Annotated in this window: 13 protein-coding genes and 1 tRNA gene; 5 read left to right on the forward strand and 9 right to left on the reverse strand. The window is 47.0% G+C overall.

Going from position 1 to position 17866, the window contains the following annotated elements; genetic code table 11:
- Positions 1-95: 95 nt before the first annotated feature.
- The 7 genes from JIE71_RS08635 to JIE71_RS08660 all read right to left on the reverse strand — a co-directional run bounded on the left by JIE71_RS08635 (position 96) and on the right by JIE71_RS08660 (position 9433).
- Positions 96-1796 (reverse strand): multidrug ABC transporter permease/ATP-binding protein, encoded by a 1701-nt coding sequence (locus JIE71_RS08635; RefSeq protein ID WP_199508313.1) that lies wholly within the window; start codon positions 1794-1796, stop codon positions 96-98.
- Positions 1797-1811: 15 nt separating this feature from the next.
- The gene (locus JIE71_RS08640; protein ID WP_323126922.1) at positions 1812-4049 is read right to left on the reverse strand and encodes a TonB-dependent receptor; all 2238 of its coding nucleotides are present in this window, start codon (positions 4047-4049) and stop codon (positions 1812-1814) included.
- A 107-nt stretch (positions 4050-4156) separates the two neighbouring features.
- The gene (locus tag JIE71_RS12510) at positions 4157-5653 is read right to left on the reverse strand and encodes an iron ABC transporter permease (protein ID WP_266095955.1); all 1497 of its coding nucleotides are present in this window, start codon (positions 5651-5653) and stop codon (positions 4157-4159) included.
- A 16-nt stretch (positions 5654-5669) separates the two neighbouring features.
- Positions 5670-6236 carry an iron chelate uptake ABC transporter family permease subunit gene (locus JIE71_RS12515; protein ID WP_266095956.1) on the reverse strand — a complete coding sequence of 189 codons (567 nt, stop codon included), beginning with the start codon at positions 6234-6236 and terminating at the stop codon, positions 5670-5672.
- Positions 6229-7227 carry an ABC transporter substrate-binding protein gene (locus JIE71_RS08650; RefSeq protein WP_199508314.1) on the reverse strand — a complete coding sequence of 333 codons (999 nt, stop codon included), beginning with the start codon at positions 7225-7227 and terminating at the stop codon, positions 6229-6231. Before JIE71_RS08650 ends, JIE71_RS12515 begins: the two co-directional genes overlap by 8 nt.
- A gap of 421 nt (positions 7228-7648) precedes the next feature.
- Positions 7649-7725, reverse strand: a tRNA-Val gene (locus JIE71_RS08655).
- 100 nt (positions 7726-7825) lie between these two features.
- Positions 7826-9433, reverse strand: a complete 1608-nt coding sequence (locus tag JIE71_RS08660) for a peptide chain release factor 3 (protein ID WP_199508324.1) — start codon at positions 9431-9433, stop codon at positions 7826-7828.
- 447 nt (positions 9434-9880) lie between these two features.
- Between JIE71_RS08660 and JIE71_RS08665 the strand changes: the two genes are divergently transcribed.
- From JIE71_RS08665 to JIE71_RS08685, 5 genes are all read left to right on the forward strand, one after another.
- Positions 9881-10294 carry an organic hydroperoxide resistance protein gene (locus tag JIE71_RS08665; RefSeq protein WP_199508315.1) on the forward strand — a complete coding sequence of 138 codons (414 nt, stop codon included), beginning with the start codon at positions 9881-9883 and terminating at the stop codon, positions 10292-10294.
- 310 nt (positions 10295-10604) lie between these two features.
- The gene (polA, locus tag JIE71_RS08670; RefSeq protein ID WP_416232025.1) at positions 10605-13490 is read left to right on the forward strand and encodes a DNA polymerase I; all 2886 of its coding nucleotides are present in this window, start codon (positions 10605-10607) and stop codon (positions 13488-13490) included.
- 28 nt (positions 13491-13518) lie between these two features.
- Complete coding sequence (locus JIE71_RS08675; RefSeq protein ID WP_199508317.1) at positions 13519-14025, forward strand: hypothetical protein; 507 nt, start codon at positions 13519-13521, stop codon at positions 14023-14025.
- A gap of 102 nt (positions 14026-14127) precedes the next feature.
- The gene (locus JIE71_RS08680) at positions 14128-14922 is read left to right on the forward strand and encodes an SDR family NAD(P)-dependent oxidoreductase (protein WP_199508318.1); all 795 of its coding nucleotides are present in this window, start codon (positions 14128-14130) and stop codon (positions 14920-14922) included.
- 254 nt (positions 14923-15176) lie between these two features.
- Positions 15177-15500 carry a hypothetical protein gene (locus tag JIE71_RS08685; RefSeq protein ID WP_199508319.1) on the forward strand — a complete coding sequence of 108 codons (324 nt, stop codon included), beginning with the start codon at positions 15177-15179 and terminating at the stop codon, positions 15498-15500.
- Between the two features lie 70 nt (positions 15501-15570).
- On the opposite strand, the gene JIE71_RS08690 is transcribed toward JIE71_RS08685, so the two are convergent.
- Both JIE71_RS08690 and hemH read right to left on the reverse strand, forming a co-directional pair.
- Positions 15571-16386 carry a BPSS1780 family membrane protein gene (locus JIE71_RS08690; RefSeq protein ID WP_199508320.1) on the reverse strand — a complete coding sequence of 272 codons (816 nt, stop codon included), beginning with the start codon at positions 16384-16386 and terminating at the stop codon, positions 15571-15573.
- Between the two features lie 234 nt (positions 16387-16620).
- Entirely contained in the window at positions 16621-17640 is a 1020-nt protein-coding gene (gene hemH / locus JIE71_RS08695) for a ferrochelatase (RefSeq protein ID WP_199508321.1), read from the reverse strand.
- Positions 17641-17866 lie beyond the last annotated feature (226 nt).

Consider the following 17866-nt stretch of genomic DNA (forward strand, 5'->3'; position numbering starts at 1 on the left):
TGTATTCAATTTTAGCGGCGCAAGGAAAATCCTTTAAATAGGATTCTCAAAAGCGCCGCTGTATTATATCGATAGCCTCGCATCTCAAGCTTTGACTACAGAAGCGACACCGCATCATGACTGGCCACAGCGCGCGTATCACCCGTGAGCTCTACCAGCGTTCCTTCTTTCATAAGGAGCAATCTATCCGCTGCCGAAAAATAATTATCATCGTGACTGATAATGAATAAAGTCTTGCCCATATTTTTTAATAAAGGTATCAGTTCGTGATAAAAATAGCGTCGGAAAGTCGGGTCTTGATCAGCAGCCCACTCATCCAATAGCATAATGGGCTTGTCATCGCATATTGCCAACAACATTGCCAAGCGTTTTTTCTGTCCTTGCGACAGTTGAATGTCATTAATCTTTTGATTAACAACTTGTGTTTTTGATGTCATTTGCAAAATATTGAGCCATTTTTCGACCAGCTCATCATCAGGTGCCTGACCCTCAGCATCCATCACGGTATCAAACAAATAAAAATCACTGAATATGGCAGAAAATAATTGACGATAATTGTTTAAATTATCAACGTCAATCAGTGTATCATCGAGCCATATTTTCCCCTGTTTTGCAGGATAAATGCCTGTTAATAATTTAGCAAACGTGGTTTTACCGCTACCATTTGACCCGATTAAAAAGATAACATCGCCACGATTTAAAGAAAAATTAATAGGTTGTAACTCAAAATTTTTCTTTGTCATCGCCCCATCTTCTTCAGCGACCTGATAACTGTAGCTTACTTCATCAAACTCAATCTTTTCCCAATCATCACGCAGCCACTGACTGGCAGGTGCAAAGTCAGGCTGATAGTCACCAAGTTTGAGTGATTGGATTTTTGCCAAGGCGATTTGGGCAGACTGTAGCATGGGATAAGCGCCAACAGCATGCAGTAATGGCGATTGAATAAACAAGATAGTCAAACAAAATGTAGTAGCGACGGCGATGCTGGTGAAGTTAAACAGCTGCGACACTACTAAAATCAGGCCGATACCTGCAAACATCATAATGTTAGACCAGTTCACTGCTGATAAATGGTAGGTGTCAGACTTTACGATGTCACGGCGATAATCTTCACTGTGATCGACAAAAATTTGATACAGATGCTTGGCTCGAGGACGATGCAGTTTCAGTTCCTGCTCGCCCTGTATGATTGCCTGATAGTCTTGATATAGCGCATCGTTTGTCAGACGTATTTGTGCAAGATGCTTATAAACATGATTGACCAGTTTGCTGCTCACTAAGATGGTCATCGCTATCCATACAATAATAACCAAAAGCAAAGGTACAGACAGCACACCCAAATAAATACCAGCCGTTACGCACAAAATCACCCCTTGTATCAGTTCAGGCAAGCGCACAAAAGCAGCAGTAATTGCTTGAATGTCAGTCGATAAGCTAGCGAGCAGCTTTGCTGTACCGATTTGGCTGACCTGTTCACTTGGGGTGTCTAAAATGCGTTTGAGCAGCTCGCCACGCAACTGCTTAACGAAGGCGTGACCTAGATTCGTCAACGACCACTGAGCAGCAAACGTTGTGGCAAGTAAGGCCAAGATAATGCTCAAAAAAATTGGAAGCAGCTGCCAAGACAGTGCCTGCCCTGACAACAGATAACGATTAATAAAAGCGATAGTCGTCACACCCACCACGGCATTAACCAAGTTAATAAGTATTACTTTGATCAATGCGGGTCGATGTGAGCGCCAAATTAAACGCCAAATATGACTGTCTGGCGCTGACGTATCAAAAATAGCCATTGGATTTGTCAACTATTAAAATTCGAAAGTAGCGGCAAGCTTAAAGGTACGTGGGTCACCTGCATTGAGATACCCTGAACCATTATTGCCTGCGCTATTTTCATATCCTCCGACAGAGGCCCAATATTTCTCATCTGTGACGTTGGTCACCATCGCTTTTAAGGTAACAGGTGTATTTGCCCACTGTGTCGTGTAGCGACCACCGATATCGAGCGTGGTATAGCTGTCAACCTCTAGGGTATTTGCATCATTGGCATAACGTTTGCCTGTATGGATGATGTCACCTGTCAACGTCAGCCCTTCAACCTTTTCGACATCGTACTCTACCCCTAGGCTTTGTTGTAGCTTCGGTACGCCTATCACCTGCTTACCTTCAGTAGCGCTATTTTCTGTATCTTGTTGCTCTGTATCCAAGTAGCTCATACCCCCTAAAACTCGAATATTTGCAGCAGGGCTACCATATACATTGAGCTCTATGCCTTGATGTACGTTTTTGCCGCGCTCTTCAAAGGTGGTATCAACCATAGTATAGCGAGGTTTATCGATGTTAAAGACCGACAGCCCTGCCCCAACCAATCCGTCATCGTACTTGATGCCAGCTTCTGTTTGTTTAGTGACATAAGGTGACAATGCTTGTCCTGCATTGGTCACTGGAGTGGTTACATTGTCAATCGTCGTGGTTACAGGTGCCACCTCGCCTTTAGACAGACTTTCCATGTAGTTGGCATAGACGGACCAGCTCGGATCAAAGCGATACGTCAAACCAAAGGCAGGCGTGAACTCCCCTTCATCGTAGCTGGCATCTTTTGCTTGAGTGTTATAGCTGAAGCTTTCATCTTTGATATGCTGGTATCTACCGCCAAAGGTGGCTTGTAATTTATCATCCATAAACCCTAAAGTGTCGGTAATCGCAATACTACTTAAGGTGGTTTTACCAATCGTTTGCGGGTCTGATAGCGTATTGCCTGATATGGCCGTTGCTGAAAAATCAGGTCGAGCGTGATGAATAGGCGTATACAAGTTATTGTCTAAGCTGTTTTGGCTGTCAAAAGTATAGGCCGCCTTCTTATCTAAGTTAAACCAGTTGCCTGATATGGCCCAGTCGTGACTGACTGCTTTGGTTTGAAAATTACCTCTTAATCCCAGCTCTGCTGTATTAACATCATCTTCTCGCGTGTTATCAAAGCGATAGTTTGTGCCTGTGCCATCAGCATCTGTTACCGTTAAATTCGCCAATGAGTTTTCTTCTTCGCTATGTCTAAAGCCATAAGCGGCGAAGCCTGTGATGTTATCTTTGATATCGTATTCGCCACGAAAGGTAGCAAACACATCATTTTCATCAGAAAACGTCCATGGCTCAGCCCAGTTGGTCTTGCCATCAGGCGCTGTCGGCACAGTATCGACACCTGACAATGTTACGTTGGTACGGGTTTGCGACAGCTCATTATTTTGATAACCGATATCTGCAGACAGACGGACTTTATCATTTTTATAATCCAGCCCTAGTGCTGCCAAGCCCAGTGTCGATTCTTCGTCATCAATGGCTGTACTGCCATCTTGGTAGGCAACATTGGCACGTACACCAAACGCTTGCTCCGCCCCAAATCTTTGACCCACATCCAGAGCAATTTTTGCATTCTCACCATCTACTGTACTGACAGTTAAGTTGCGTGTTGGCTCATTGCCTGCGCGCTTTGGCAAAAGATTGATAGTACCGCCTTTATTTGAACCGCCTGGTGCCATGCCATTCAAAAAGCTGTTAGCGCCGCGCTGTACTTCTACACGTTCAAATAGTTCACTGGCAATGTACTGACGGGGCAAGATACCATATAAACCATTCATCATCGTATCGTCAGAATTGGTCACAAAACCGCGTATGATATAGCTTTCTTGAAAGTTACCAAACCCTCGTGCTACTTGTACCGTAGGGTCATTCTTTAAAACATCGCCAACACTTTGAGCTTGTTGGTTATTAATGTAGGCATTGGTGTAGGCCGTCGTTGAGATGGGCGTGTCCAAATTCTCTTTATTACCCAAGATACCTATGCGACTACCAGTAGCCACTTGACCACCTTCAAATTCAGGCATCAGCCCTTCTTTTGAAGCATCAGCACTCGCTGTTACGACAATCGTCCCTAAATCTGCCGTCGGCATATTTTCTTCATCTGTCGTCTGTGAATAAGCAAAATTCGCCAATCCAATACTAGACAACAGTATGCCTTTTACCGCAATAGATAATGAGGATAATTTCACTTTAACACTCCGTTACATAAACTTAATTTTCGGAAATTATAGTGATTAACATTTTACGAATCAATATCATTTACAAAATATAGCCGCTGTTTTTTGGCTTTATTTATTTAACGAAGTTTTCGCATTAAATAAATAAAATAACCAGCGCCTACTATCGCTGCCAGTGTTCCTGCAGGTATTTCGTATGGAAAAACGATATAGCGTCCAAACCAGTCTGCAAATACCATCAGCCCTGCACCCAATATTGCTGCGAGCGGAAGTTGTTTTTGCAAAGTAGCCGCCCCCATTGTTACTGCTAAATGTGGAATAATCAGCCCCACAAAGCTCAATGGACCCACCGCTAATGTTGATGCCGTACTTAATAGAGCGATTAAAAGTAGCAACGCCTTTTCGGTAGAGGTGGTCGCCACTCCTCTGCCCTGAGCAACCATACGTCCCAGACTCAGCAGCTGCAATGGTTTAATAAGGACAAACGCACAACCATATAAGACAATAGCGGCTACTGTCAGCCACCAAGCGGTATTAGGGTTGGTGGCATAAGTCGTACCCGACAGCCAGCTCAAAACCGCCTGCAATCGAGGATCACCAGACAGTTTGATGAGTGATAAAACACCACCCATCAGCGCTGAAATAGCCACGCCAATCAATAACAAATAGCTCGGTTGTACTCGGCGACTCAGCCAAATAATCAGACCCAGTACCCAGCCAGCAGTGATGAATCCTGAGAGGGTTAAGTATCCCATAGACACGGTAACACCTAGGCTCGGCAGCAGTACAAACCCCAAGATTACGCCTAGAGCCGCTCCTGAGCTTACTCCCAGTACCTCAGGACTGGCCATTGGATTGCGCGTTAATGTTTGCAGTAAAACCCCTGCCGTAGCCAGCATAACACCTGTCGCAGCAGCACTAACCGTCCTAGGTAGGCGGTACTGCTGTATCAAAGACCAGTCGCTAAAATCACTCAGACCCCAAGCGATCGTCATCGACTGCTGTAGCGATGACACTGGCGATGTAAGCACTTGAATTTGTGGCGCTATAAACAGTGCCAAACTTGCAATCATCATTACAACGACGACCCAACGCCCTATATTCACAGGTTTACGCTCAGGAACAATCATAGGGGTGGCTGAATCGATGGTTTGATGGCGTTGACGCAATATCAACCAAATGATCAAAGGCGCTCCTAACAAGCCTGTCAAAGCGCCTGCTGGAAAAGCAAACTGTAGTCTGTGCTCAAGAAATATCGTAATGTTAGAAGTCAGCCAAAGTAACAAGCCACCCAGCACAAAGCTCATCAACAGTCGCTGGTACAAAAACCGTAACGCTAGCATATTGACCAGCGTTGCTGCCCCAAGACCAATGAAGCTCAAACCGCCTAAGTCACTAACAATCGTCGCTGTCACGAATGCAGCCAGCAAGGTCACGCCCAGTCTGATGCCATTAATCGGCACGCCCAAGCTCTTCGCTTGTCGGTCATCGAGGCTGATCAATACCAGTGGTCTGTACAGCAAAGTAACAAAACCTGCCAGTCCAGCCGCGACTATCAACAAACGCTGTACGACTGTCCAGCTGCTTTGGGTGAGCACGCCACTTCCCCAAACCATAACGCCCATTGCGGTTTCAGAATAAAAAAATCAACAATAACGATGCCACAGCACTCAGCAAAATATTCACCACCAAGCCTGAAAGGACTAAAACCAATGGGTTCATCCGACTGGGCATGGCCAATAAAAACACCGTCCCCATACTCACTATCGCGCCGATGAATGCCACCCAAAAGCTGCCATAAAGTCCCAAACTGGGTAGGAACAAAGTGACCAATAACAATGCCATCTGAGCACCGCTGCCCACAGATAATGTTGTGTCTGAAGCAAGGGTATTTTTGACCAACTGCTGCAATAAAATACTAACGACGCCAAGCAGCCCTCCCGACAGTAAGGCCACCAGCATGGTTGGCAGTAGTCTTAACTGCAATGCCATATCTTCGATAGACAAACTGGAAGAGGGGCGCAATAAATCGACGATAGGCAATTGCCATTGCCATGTAATGAGCTGATAGCTGGTTATCAACGCCATCGTCAATAGCAGGAACACCATCATACGTGCTGAGGTCACCCCCTGCTTTAACCAACAGACTACATGGTGCGATTTCGTATTTTTAGCGACATAGGCAGATGGTCTAGTCATGATTTGTCGCCTTTTGATTGGTTTTGATAGGTTGATTCAATGCATGAGCAAAGCCTACGATAGAAGGGACACCCCCATAAATCCAAGTGGGAGCAATTACCATAACACAAGGATTCGATACCGCTTCTTGATTACCTGCTGCGTTATCACTTTTATCGGAGGACGCTTTGGCAAATGAATAGCCCAGCCGATGCCACAAATCATTGTCAGACAGCTCTTTTTGTACCATAACGCTAAAAGGCTCAACAATAATTAGACAGGTTTCTTTGTCTATTTTTGTCAACTCTGACAAACCTATAGTAATAAACCCCCATGCATTACCCTCACCTAATTCTTGAAAATCTAGACCCATCATTTGTGCGGCAGGATAAAATAAACTGTTTTTACTGTAGCTGCGAAGTTGATTGGCACTGGCAAATTGCACGACTGTTATTTTTTTAATATCAGGGTTTTTATGTCTAAATAGCTGCCCTTCTTTTTCTAGTTTTGTTTCACTTTTTTTAATATACTGTTTAGCAGCATTGGGCTGTCTAATTATCTTTCCTAATTCGTAAGTCGATGATTTATAACCTTCCCAACTGGCCACCTCTTTATCATCTTGTAGCTTCATAGATTTATGGGGAATATTGCCATACAAAGGTCTGAGGTGCTGATAAAAGTCATTGTCTATAATTAAATCTACAGACAGTTGTGAAAACAATTCTGGATTGGGCTGGTATCTTGTACCCATATCAATCGTCTTGGGTGACAGCTCAGGGTCGATGGACCAATCAGGATAGAACTTGACATCACCTGTCGCTAACGGAGGGTATCCCATTGCTGTCAATGTCCCTGCTATAGCCCAGTCAGGCGTTATGACACGTAGTGATGCGGTATCTGTAGGTTGCGGTTCAGGAGGCTGCTTTTTTGGCGTAGAAAAATGTGTGTTCTCGCAGCCTATCAGACCGACAGACAGTAGCAGCACCGCTACCTTAAATACCTTAGCAACCATACCGCCACAACCTAATGACTTATCAAAAGATAGAAAATCAAGTAGTGCAGCATTACTCTACCGATTATCTTTAAACGCTTACACCAATCAAGCAAAACTCACCACTTACTATTTGATTAACAAAAGTTAACCAATTGAAAAACAAATAAAAATACAGCGTCTTACCTGAATTTACAAAGCAAGAATAATAACATAAATGATACTTATTATCATTGAATTATTATTTACTAGCATATAGTAGCGGACGAAATCAGCTGTTCTGACCTCTTTTGGTTTTGGTGCATGAGCAGTATTGATGACTATTAGCTTAAGAAAACAACCAAACTGTATTGCAGAAAAACAGTGTTCTATATTTTAACGCTTGGACAATGTCCCAAGCAAAAAAAAATCCCCAATCTTTCGATTGGGGATTTTTAATATCTGGTAGGCGTAACTAGATTCGAACTAGCGACCTCCACCATGTCAAGGTGGCGCTCTAACCAACTGAGCTATACGCCTTTATAGGTCACGCATTTTATCAGGTTTTTGAAGTGTTGCAAGCCTTTTTTAATAAAAAGATGATTTATTTTTAAAGCAGCTGGCAACGACCCCAAAAATATTAATGCTCACGCGTATTGCTAAAGGTCACCTCAGGATAGCGCTCTTGCATCAGCTGCAAGTTGACACGCGAGGGCGCAAGATACGTCAGATAACCACCGCCATCAATAGACAGCTGGTCGTGCGCCTTACGCTTAAACTTGGTCAGTGCCACTTCATCATCACAATGAATCCAGCGCACGGTAGCGATAGAAACAGGCTCAAAGGTACATTGCACCTTGTATTCTTCTTTAAGGCGATGCGCGACCACTTCAAACTGGAGCACACCGACCGCACCTAGAATCAGGTCATTATTAATCTGCGGCATAAAGACCTGCGTTGCACCCTCTTCGCTCAGCTGCTGTAGCCCTTTTTGCAGCGCTTTTGATTTGAGGGGGTCTTTGAGCACCACGCGGCGGAACAGTTCAGGCGCAAAGTGCGGAATGCCTGTAAAGTTCAGTGCCTCGCCTGCCGTAAAGCTGTCACCAATCGAAATCGTGCCGTGGTTGTGCAAACCGATGATATCGCCTGGGTAGGCTTCCTCAAGCGCCTCGCGGTCGCCCGCCAAAAAGGTCAAGGCATCAGCGATACGCACGTCTTTGCCAAGGCGCACATGGTTCATTTTCATGCCTTTCTCGTATTTGCCTGAGCAAACGCGCAAGAAGGCAATGCGGTCACGGTGGCGCGGGTCCATGTTGGCTTGGATTTTAAACACAAAGCCGCTAAAGGCGGTTTCGGTCGCGGCAACTTCGCGCTGTTCGGTCGGATGTGCCTTTGGTGGCGGCGCGTATTTGACCAAGGTGTCGAGCACCATGTTGATACCAAAGTTACCAAGCGCCGTACCAAAGAGCACAGGCGTCATCTCGCCCGCCAAAAATGCTTCGGTGTCAAAGTCTTCAAGCGCCATCTGTACCAGCTCAAGCGACTCTTCAAAAGCTGAGAACATCAGCGCACCCAAGCGCTCGCGCACATCAGGATAGTCATAGCCGTCGCGGGTCTCAATCTCGGTAATCTCGCCGCCATGACCTTTTTCATAAAAATAGGTCTTGTCTTCTAGCAGATTATACACGCCGACAAAGTCTTGACCCATACCCACAGGCCAAGTCACGGGGATACATTTGATTTTAAGGACGGTCTCAATCTCGTCCAATAGCTCAAGCGGGTCACGAATCTGACGGTCAAGTTTGTTCACAAACGAGATAATCGGCGTGTCGCGCATACGACAGACGTCCATCAGCTTGATGGTACGTTCCTCGACACCTTTTGCGCCGTCAATGACCATTAGCGCGCTGTCTACAGCGGTCAAGGTGCGGTAGGTGTCTTCACTAAAGTCGGCGTGACCTGGGGTGTCGAGCAGATTGACGATATGGTCTTTATACGGGAACTGCATCACCGAGGTGGTGATTGAGATGCCGCGCTCCTGCTCCATACTCATCCAGTCCGAGGTGGCGTGGCGGTCAGTTTTGCGCCCTTTTACCTCGCCTGCGACCTGAATCGCCTGTCCCCAGAGGAGCAGCTTTTCGGTCATGGTGGTTTTACCCGCATCAGGGTGCGAGATGATGGCAAAGGTGCGGCGTTTGGCAACCTCATTGGCGAGTTTGCTTGGCACGAGTTTGGATTCTGCGCTCATAATCAATGACTTATCGTTAAATTTTGGAAGAAAAAAAGGCGGAAAATACAGCTGATAGGCGGTGGTATTTTGATGCGCGTATTGTAGCCGATTTGCCGTCAAGATGCTATTTTTGCCCATATTGTGCCCGCGTGTGTTTGCCTCTGCGACCACTGTACCCAATCGTGCCTTATGGCTCCTTGCATTGACACTGCATTACCCGCTATAGTCAGCAGCGTGGTCATTATCTGCCTCAGTAGTAAATTAATAAGTAAAGCTTACAAAGCACTAGCATAGCTTTACTGTTTCTATATCAAGCAATGATGAGTATTTGCTACACTGGCTCGGTAATGATGACCGTATCAAGCATTAAGGGAAAGCGCTAACGGACACACCGCACACTCTAGTCGATGCGCGCATCTATAAAACAATGACAATACTTCGTAAAACCAATAACAAGGACAATGTATGAAAACCCTATATTCAACTACATCTACTGTCACTGGCGGCCGCGCAGGTCATGCAAGCTTGAGCGATAGCGACTTGAGCATCAACATGACGCCTCCTGGTAGCAATCAAGAAGGCAACAACCCAGAGCAGCTACTAGCCATGGGCTATGGGGCGTGTTTTGATAGCGCACTTGGCGTGGTTAAAAAAATGGAAGACGCCAGCTTTGCCTCAACGGTTGAAACCACAGTTGCCCTACTACAAAGCGAAGGCCACGACTACAAACTTGACGTAAAAATTCACGTCATCGCTGAAAAAACCGACCTATCAGCAGAAGAAGTCCAAAAACTGGTCGAAAAGGCACACGAAGTCTGCCCATACTCAAAAGCCACGCGCAACAACATCGACGTTGAAGTGACCTCAGAAGTCAAATAAGCAGCACGCTTTATGTAAGCGATAGCACAGTTAATCATCGTTAACTGATTACAGAGAACTCAGCTGACCGCTGGGTTCTTTTTTTTAGGCGTACACATCGTTACGGTTTGCACATTCGGCACACGTGACTTTTATCGTTATAATGGACTGTCTGCAACATTGCCGCGTAAGATGCGCGCCTTTTGTATTGCCAGCATCTGCCTTTGATAATCAATAAGTGAGTGTTATGACTGATAATGACCACAATTCCCACAGTGCCATTGACCCAACCGCGCTGCCGAGCTTTGACACCATGCCCAATGTGGCGACCATGGAAACAAGCCATGTGAACAAAGACCAGCCGCCGTTTATCCTTGTCGATGGCTCGTATTATCTGTTTCGCACTTATCATGCATTACCCCCGATGACCACCACGCAAGGGCTGCACACCAATGCAGTACGCGGTACGCTAAACGCTTTATTAAAATTGATGCGCCGCTACCACCCTACGCACATGGCAGTTGCCTTTGATACCAAAGCGCCGACCTTTCGCCATGAGCTGTCTGCCGATTATAAGGCGGGACGTCCGCCGATGGATAAGGAGCTGTCGCAGCAAATCAGCTACATTCACCGCCTCGTCACCGCGCTTGGGCTGCCGCTCCTGCGTATCGAAGGCGCAGAGGCAGACGACATCATCGGCACATTGGCGCAGCGCGCGGTAGCAGAAGGGCATCATGTGGTCATCTCCACAGGGGATAAAGATATGGCGCAGCTCGTCAATGACTGCGTGATATTAGAAGACAGCTTTACTGGCAAAATCACCGACCGCGCCGCTGTGATTGATAAATTCGGCATCGCACCTGAGCAGATGATTGACTATTTAACCCTAATGGGTGACAGCTCGGACGGCATCAAAGGCGTGCCAGGTATCGGTAAAAAAACCGCCGAAACGCTGCTGACCAAATACGGCAACATCGGCAATATCCTCGCGCACGTGGACGAAATCAAAGGGCGTGCAGGCAAAAATTTGGTCGAATACGCTGATGACATTCCAATGAATGCGCAGCTGGCGACCATCGTCACCGATTTGGAGATTGGGCAGGATTGGGAAGATTTAAGAATCAATACTGACCCTTCTGCCTATATTGACGAGCTGCGCGCACTATATAGCGAGCTTGAATTTAAAAATGAGCTGGCATCACTCGACCATCCGAACCACCCCGCTAATGCGCAAGGCGTCGCCGCCAGCCAAGCCGCGACCGAATCGCAAGCGCAGATTGCCAAGTCGGTACAATCGACCAAGATTGACAACATCAAAAACAGTAAGCAGCACGACAAAGCATGGCATACCGTGCTGGACATGCCCGCCTTTGACAGCTTGGTTGCGCGCTTAGAGGCCGCGCCGTACTTTGTCATCGACACCGAGACCACAAGTATCAACTGGCGCGATGCCGAGATTGTCGGTGTGTCTTTGGCGCTAGAGGCACACGAAGCCTATTATATTCCGCTGATGCACGACCTTGCAGACGACCCATTGACGGATAAGCAGCTCGATCGCGATACTGTACTTGCCCGCCTCAAGCCGATTTTAGAAAATCATAACATCGGCAAAATTGGTCAGCATCTTAAATACGACACGCACGTGCTCAGCCATTATGGTATCGACCTGCTCGGTCATCCGCACGCGCCTGAAGCAAGCGCTGCCAAATACCCAAACAACTGGGCGATGGACACTATGCTCGCCAGCTACGTGATGAATGCGGCGGTGACGCGCCACGGCATGGACGACTTGGCGCGCCATTATCTGCACACCCAGACCATTACGTATGAAGACGTGGCGGGCAAAGGCGCAAAACAAGTCACCTTTAACCAAGTGGCTATCGACATCGCGAGCGACTACGCGTGTGAAGATGCGGACGTGACCTTGCAGCTGTTTGAGCTGTTTAATGATAAACTCAAAGACGATGCCAATAACGCCAAGCTCTTGCACCAATTAGAAATCCCAACCGCGCAGATTCTGTGCAACATGGAAGCGGACGGCATCTTAATCAAGCGCTCGTTTTTAAATGAACTGTCCAAGCGTTTTGATGAAGAAATCATCGCGCTTGAGGCACGCGCGCACGACATCGCAGGCGAAGCCTTTAATGTCGGCTCGCCCAAGCAGCTGGGCGAAGTGTTGTTTGATAAGCTTGGCGTAATTGGCGGTAAAAAAACCAAGTCAGGACAATACTCAACCAGCGAAGCGGTGCTCTCCAAGATTGACCACCCTCTGGTGGATGTGGTGCTGGAATACCGCAGCTTATCCAAGCTCAAAAGCACCTATACCGATGCGCTGGACGCGGTGAGCGACCAAGACACCGACCGCGTACACACCAGCTATCACCAAGCGCTGACCAGCACAGGGCGTCTGTCCTCGACCGACCCTAACTTACAGAACATTCCTATCCGTACTGCAACAGGTCGTCTGATTCGCCAAGCCTTTATCGCGCCGCCTGAGCGTGTTATTGTCGCGGCGGATTATTCACAGATTGAGCTGCGCTTGATGGCGCACTTCTCAGGTGATGAGACCTTGACCCGCGCCTTTAACGAAGGCTTGGACATTCATACCGCCACCGCCGCCGAAGTACTGGGCAAAGCGGTTGATGAAGTCAGTGCCACCGAGCGCCGCAATGCCAAGGCGATTAACTTTGGCTTGTTATACGGCATGAGCGCCTTTGGCTTGGCAAAACAGCTGCAAATGGGGCGCAATGAAGCACAAGACTACATCGATATGTACTTTAACCGCTACCCTAAGGTCAAGCAGTACATGATTGATACCCGTGCCAGCGCTTACGAGCATGGTTATGTGCAGACGCTGCTTGGGCGCAAGCTCTATACCCCTGATATCAACAGCAGCAACCGTATGGTCAAGCAAGCTGCCGAGCGCGCTGCCATCAACGCGCCGCTACAGGGCTCAGCTGCTGATATTATTAAGCTTGCGATGATTGCGGTCGATAAGGTACTGCCAAAAGACCACGCAAAAATGCTGCTGCAAGTACATGATGAACTGGTATTTGAAGTGGATAAAGGCAAGGTCGATGAGATTAGCACGCTTATTCAACACGCCATGCAAGACGTGCTCACACGTACCGCCGCAGACTGCGGCTGGGATATTGATTTTGCCGTACCGTTATTGGTCGAAACCGACAGCGGACACAACTGGGACGAAGCGCACTGATTAGTTTGAGCTGCGCTTAGCCAACTTTATGATTTCTGAAAACAACATTGTAGAACATGCAGGGGCAGCATTATTGCTGCTCTGCATGCTAAAGTCATTGCATTACGTGATGATAAGTCGTTACAAACAAGGACGATATTTTTGGACAGCATCGTTTATCGTCTTTTTCTTGGTACTGCGTAAGGAGCTGAATTACTTAAGAGAAACGTTTTCGCTCAATGAGCTTGTATGGCTCGGGCAGTCCTACAAATGGTGGGAAGACACCGTACTGACTGTGATTGGGGTTATCGCACTCGTGCTGCTGGTCTTATCCAGACGCTATTGCCTCTATATTCTTAAGCGTGTACCGCCCGCATTGTATGCCGTTATCGTCATGTTGGCAGTATTGCAGTATATGGGCGAGCACGCTATTGGTTTTTCTGAATGGTGGGGCGTCTTGGTAGAAGAAATGTGTGAAAATATTGTCTACGCCATTGCATTGGTATATATGTGGCGACTCAAGCTGCCTATACTTGAAAAAAGTATGGCTGATTGACATAAGCCTGTTCTGTAAATAGATTAGAGTGACAGATGGACAAGCAACACTTACATCGATCAAAACGGTATAGCAACCCTAGATAATAACAAAGGATAATTTATGAACATTATGATTACGGGCGCATCACGCGGTATTGGGCTGGCGACTGCCAAGCAGCTGGCGGCAAAAGGACACAGCGTGGGCTTGTTCGACATCAGCCGCGACACCTTAGAAGATGCAGTGGAAGACAAAGCCTTTGCCAAAGCGCAAAAGCAGCAGCGCATCGTTCACGGTTACCTAGACGTGACCAAGCCTGACGACTGGGAAAATGCCATTAGCCAAATGATTGACGCCTTTGGCAGCATCGACACCTTGATTAATAATGCAGGCGTGTTGGTCACAGGCATTTTGCCATCGACCAGCCTTGAGCGTCAGCTGGCACTCGTGGACATCAACTGTAAAGGCGTATTAATCGGCTGTCATAAGCTTGCGCCCTATCTTGCTGATGCCGACAATGGCAAAATCATTAACCTCTCTTCTGCCTCAGCGATTTATGGTCAGTCAGAGATTGCGCCATATTCTGCCAGTAAATTCTTTGTGCGCGGCTTGACCGAAGCGCTGAATGTCGAATACGAAAGCCTTGGTATTAAAGTCGTGGACGTCATGCCATTGTGGGTCAAATCTGACATGACCAAAGGCGAGAGCGTCACTAGCATCGAGCGCTTGGGCGTTAATCTAAGCGTCGATGACGTGGCAAAAACCTTATGCAAATTGACCTGCCGCCCGAACCGCAAAATCAACTGCACGCACTACCCTGTCGGCATGCCTGCTAAAGTATTGCAAAAGCTCGCGCAAGTCACGCCAGACCCTATGGTGCGCTGGCTAAACAACAAAATGAGCGCCAAGCAATCTTAATCAATCTATAAACATGAATATAAGAAGCACGAAAGCGACTGCCAAACGGTGGTCGCTTTTTTATTGGCAGCAACCTTTTTGCCAATAAACATCAAGGTATAAAACACCTGTGCCTCTTACATTTTTGAACATCTTATAACAGCTCTCTACTGGAGAGGCGCGCCCTAACGCGGCACACTTGTCATCAACGAATAAGCACACGCAACGCTTAATTTATAACAACATGAATAATGACAACAAATAAGGACACTCTTATGGACAACACCAAAACCCCATTACCAGACAATATGGATCGTATTGACGGCGATGACAACCAGCGTGTTGACTTGGACAATCCCATGCTGCATACCATTGACGATGATGACGTGATTGACAACAGTGCAGGCGTGAGCAATTCACAAGTTGGTGTCGGCACAGATGACGTCTCAGGCGTCACGCCAATCCACCGTCAGAATATTGATGAAGCGCGCGTGGATGAAGTCTTGGTCGATGACAACTTAGATGACGCCGACTATCCTGATATCGTAGATATCGCAGACAGCGACGCCGCCGAGCGCAGCAACGATGACGAGCAATAATAATTTTTTGATTTGGTATAACCCTAAAAAAGCACGCTACTGACAGCGTGCTTTTTTGTGATTATAGTTTTTATTCATTCACCGACAACGGCTGGTCTGTCCAAATATCGCGGTAGCTGGTGTAATACATTAATAAAATCATCGGCATCGCTGCTAGCATGCCAATACCCAAGGTAAAAATGGCAAGTATCATAAAGATTGCGCAAAAGACCAGGCTCATCACCAGCATCGGCAGCCAATTTCTAAGGCTCGCTTGTAGACTCTTTTTCATCGCCTCCAGCGGCGCAATGTCATGCAAGACAATCAGCGGGGGTGAAAACCAAAGGGACATTAACAGCGCAAGTATGGGTGCAGACAAGACGAGCGCTACCAACAACAATACCAATAGAGTATTCATGCTCATATCATCGGCAATCAGTAGCGGGTCAAGTACACCAGCGACAGCCAATAGGAAGAAAAAGCCGAACATTATCGCAAATACAATCACTAGCCCTAACAAATAGAGAAGCGCCAAGATCACCAAAGGCTTGAAATGGGTTTCAAAAGCTGAAAACAGATAGCCAAACGTTGGCGTCTCTCCACGCGCTTGTGCAGCAGCAGCTTTCATCAACCCGCCTGTAAAAACAAGGGTAATCAGTCCCATCAATATACCTAAGATAGGAACGACTGAAAATAACGTGACCACCACACTCATCGTAAAGGCTACACCCAGCCATAGCCAAAAATTCTTTTTAAACATAGCAAATGCGCTCTTTACCCACACCACGCCTGCCTCTGCCCCACAGCGTCGCGGCTCAGGCAATAGCTGCGGCTCTTGATATGTGGGCGGTAGTGGCGGCGGTGCGGACGATTTATCCAAAGAAACGCTGGGGTTTGAAGTGGTCATGGTCAACTCACAAAACAATATTAAAGTAAGCAATCTATTAAAGTACGATACTTTTGTTGACATTCTTACACAACTGTTCCTAATGACCAACTTATTTTTATAAATATACAGTGGACTTTTGATGAAAACAAACACAGACAAAAAAATACCGAGCAGTTAGGCTCGGCATTTTGGACTTATTGGCTTTATTTTTTGTTTAACTGAGAATTTGCTTAGCTGAGAATAAGAAACGACCTATATCCAGCCGTCTAGCGTGCCTGCCCATCCTTTGACCAATGGCGTACTGATAGCAGCGAGCAGCTCAATGTGCGCGGCATCAGCGTTCAGTGCAGGGATATAATGGTACTCTTGCCCACCTGCATTTAAGAAGTTATCGCGGTTTTCAATCGCCAATTCTTCTAGGGTTTCTAAGCAATCTGCCGAAAATGCGGGGCTGACGACCTGTACTGAGCGCACGCCTTGTTGCCCCCACTCTTCGAGCACCACATCAGTATAAGGCTTGACCCATTCTTGCTTACCAAAGCGCGACTGAAAACTGATAATCCATTCGTCCTCTTTTAGCCCCAGCGTATGTGCGACTTGCGCGGCAGTACATTTGCAGCGCTGCGGGTACGGGTCGCCTTTATCGGCATACGGCTGCGGAATACCATGAAAGCTAAACATGAGCTTATCGGGTTTGCCGTGCTTTTCTTGAAAGCGCAAAATACTGTCCGCCAGCGCTTTGATATACAAAGGATGCGCAAAGTAGTCTTTTACGATACTGATATTGGGCAAGTTGCGCTGTTTGAGCGCCCACTTATTGACCGCATCAAATACCGCGCCTGTCGAGGTCGCCGAATACTGCGGAAACAGCGGCAGCAAAACAAAATGGTCAACGCCTTCGCTACGCAGCGTGTCCATGACATCAGGAATACCAGGATTGCCGTAGCTCATCGCAGGATGTACCGAGACGCGAAACGGTGCGGCGGCAGTTTCCAAATGCGGCGTCAATAAGTGGGCTTGTTCCTTTAAAATGGCTCGAACCGGCGAGTCACCTTCCCAAATGCTGGCGTAGGCTTCGGCGACACGCTTGGGTCGGCTTGGCAAAACAAACAGATTAAGAATAATCGCCCAAATAAAACGCGGAATCTCAATCACCCGCGAGTCAGACAAAAACTGACGCAAGTAGCGGCGCACAGCAGGCGCAGTTGGCTCATCAGGCGTACCCAAATTAACAAGCAAAACAGCAATACGTGGTGGCAAAGTCGGTTTCATAACAAGAGTCAAGGCAAGTTGGCAAATAAAAAGTCCCAAGACGCAGCGCGTTTAGGCAAGGATAAAATCGGTTATATGTTGATATTAGGGCGTGTTGACCATTCGCAAATAGGCACTGCTGATCGCTAAAATTGTTCCAGACAAGGCGCAAAGCGACGATAATGCAGATGCCTTAGCGAGATTTGTAACGCAGTATGGGGCAATTTTAGCATCAGCCCGCAGGGAC

The organism is Psychrobacter sp. bablab_jr014 (assembly GCF_016464015.1).
GTDB lineage: Bacteria > Pseudomonadota > Gammaproteobacteria > Pseudomonadales > Moraxellaceae > Psychrobacter.

Coding starts and splice junctions, on each gene's coding strand:
- JIE71_RS08690 (WP_199508320.1), bottom strand. CDS start 16,386: ATGACCACTTCAAACCCCAGCGTTTCTTTGGATAAATCGTCCGCACCG.
- polA (WP_416232025.1), top strand. CDS start 10,605: ATGGAAACAAGCCATGTGAACAAAGACCAGCCGCCGTTTATCCTTGTC.
- JIE71_RS08685 (WP_199508319.1), top strand. CDS start 15,177: ATGGACAACACCAAAACCCCATTACCAGACAATATGGATCGTATTGAC.
- JIE71_RS08660 (WP_199508324.1), bottom strand. CDS start 9,433: ATGAGCGCAGAATCCAAACTCGTGCCAAGCAAACTCGCCAATGAGGTT.
- JIE71_RS08650 (WP_199508314.1), bottom strand. CDS start 7,227: ATGGTTGCTAAGGTATTTAAGGTAGCGGTGCTGCTACTGTCTGTCGGT.
- JIE71_RS08635 (WP_199508313.1), bottom strand. CDS start 1,796: ATGGCTATTTTTGATACGTCAGCGCCAGACAGTCATATTTGGCGTTTA.
- JIE71_RS08665 (WP_199508315.1), top strand. CDS start 9,881: ATGAAAACCCTATATTCAACTACATCTACTGTCACTGGCGGCCGCGCA.
- JIE71_RS08675 (WP_199508317.1), top strand. CDS start 13,519: ATGATTTCTGAAAACAACATTGTAGAACATGCAGGGGCAGCATTATTG.
- JIE71_RS12510 (WP_266095955.1), bottom strand. CDS start 5,653: ATGGTTTGGGGAAGTGGCGTGCTCACCCAAAGCAGCTGGACAGTCGTA.
- JIE71_RS08680 (WP_199508318.1), top strand. CDS start 14,128: ATGAACATTATGATTACGGGCGCATCACGCGGTATTGGGCTGGCGACT.
- JIE71_RS12515 (WP_266095956.1), bottom strand. CDS start 6,236: ATGACTAGACCATCTGCCTATGTCGCTAAAAATACGAAATCGCACCAT.
- hemH (WP_199508321.1), bottom strand. CDS start 17,640: ATGAAACCGACTTTGCCACCACGTATTGCTGTTTTGCTTGTTAATTTG.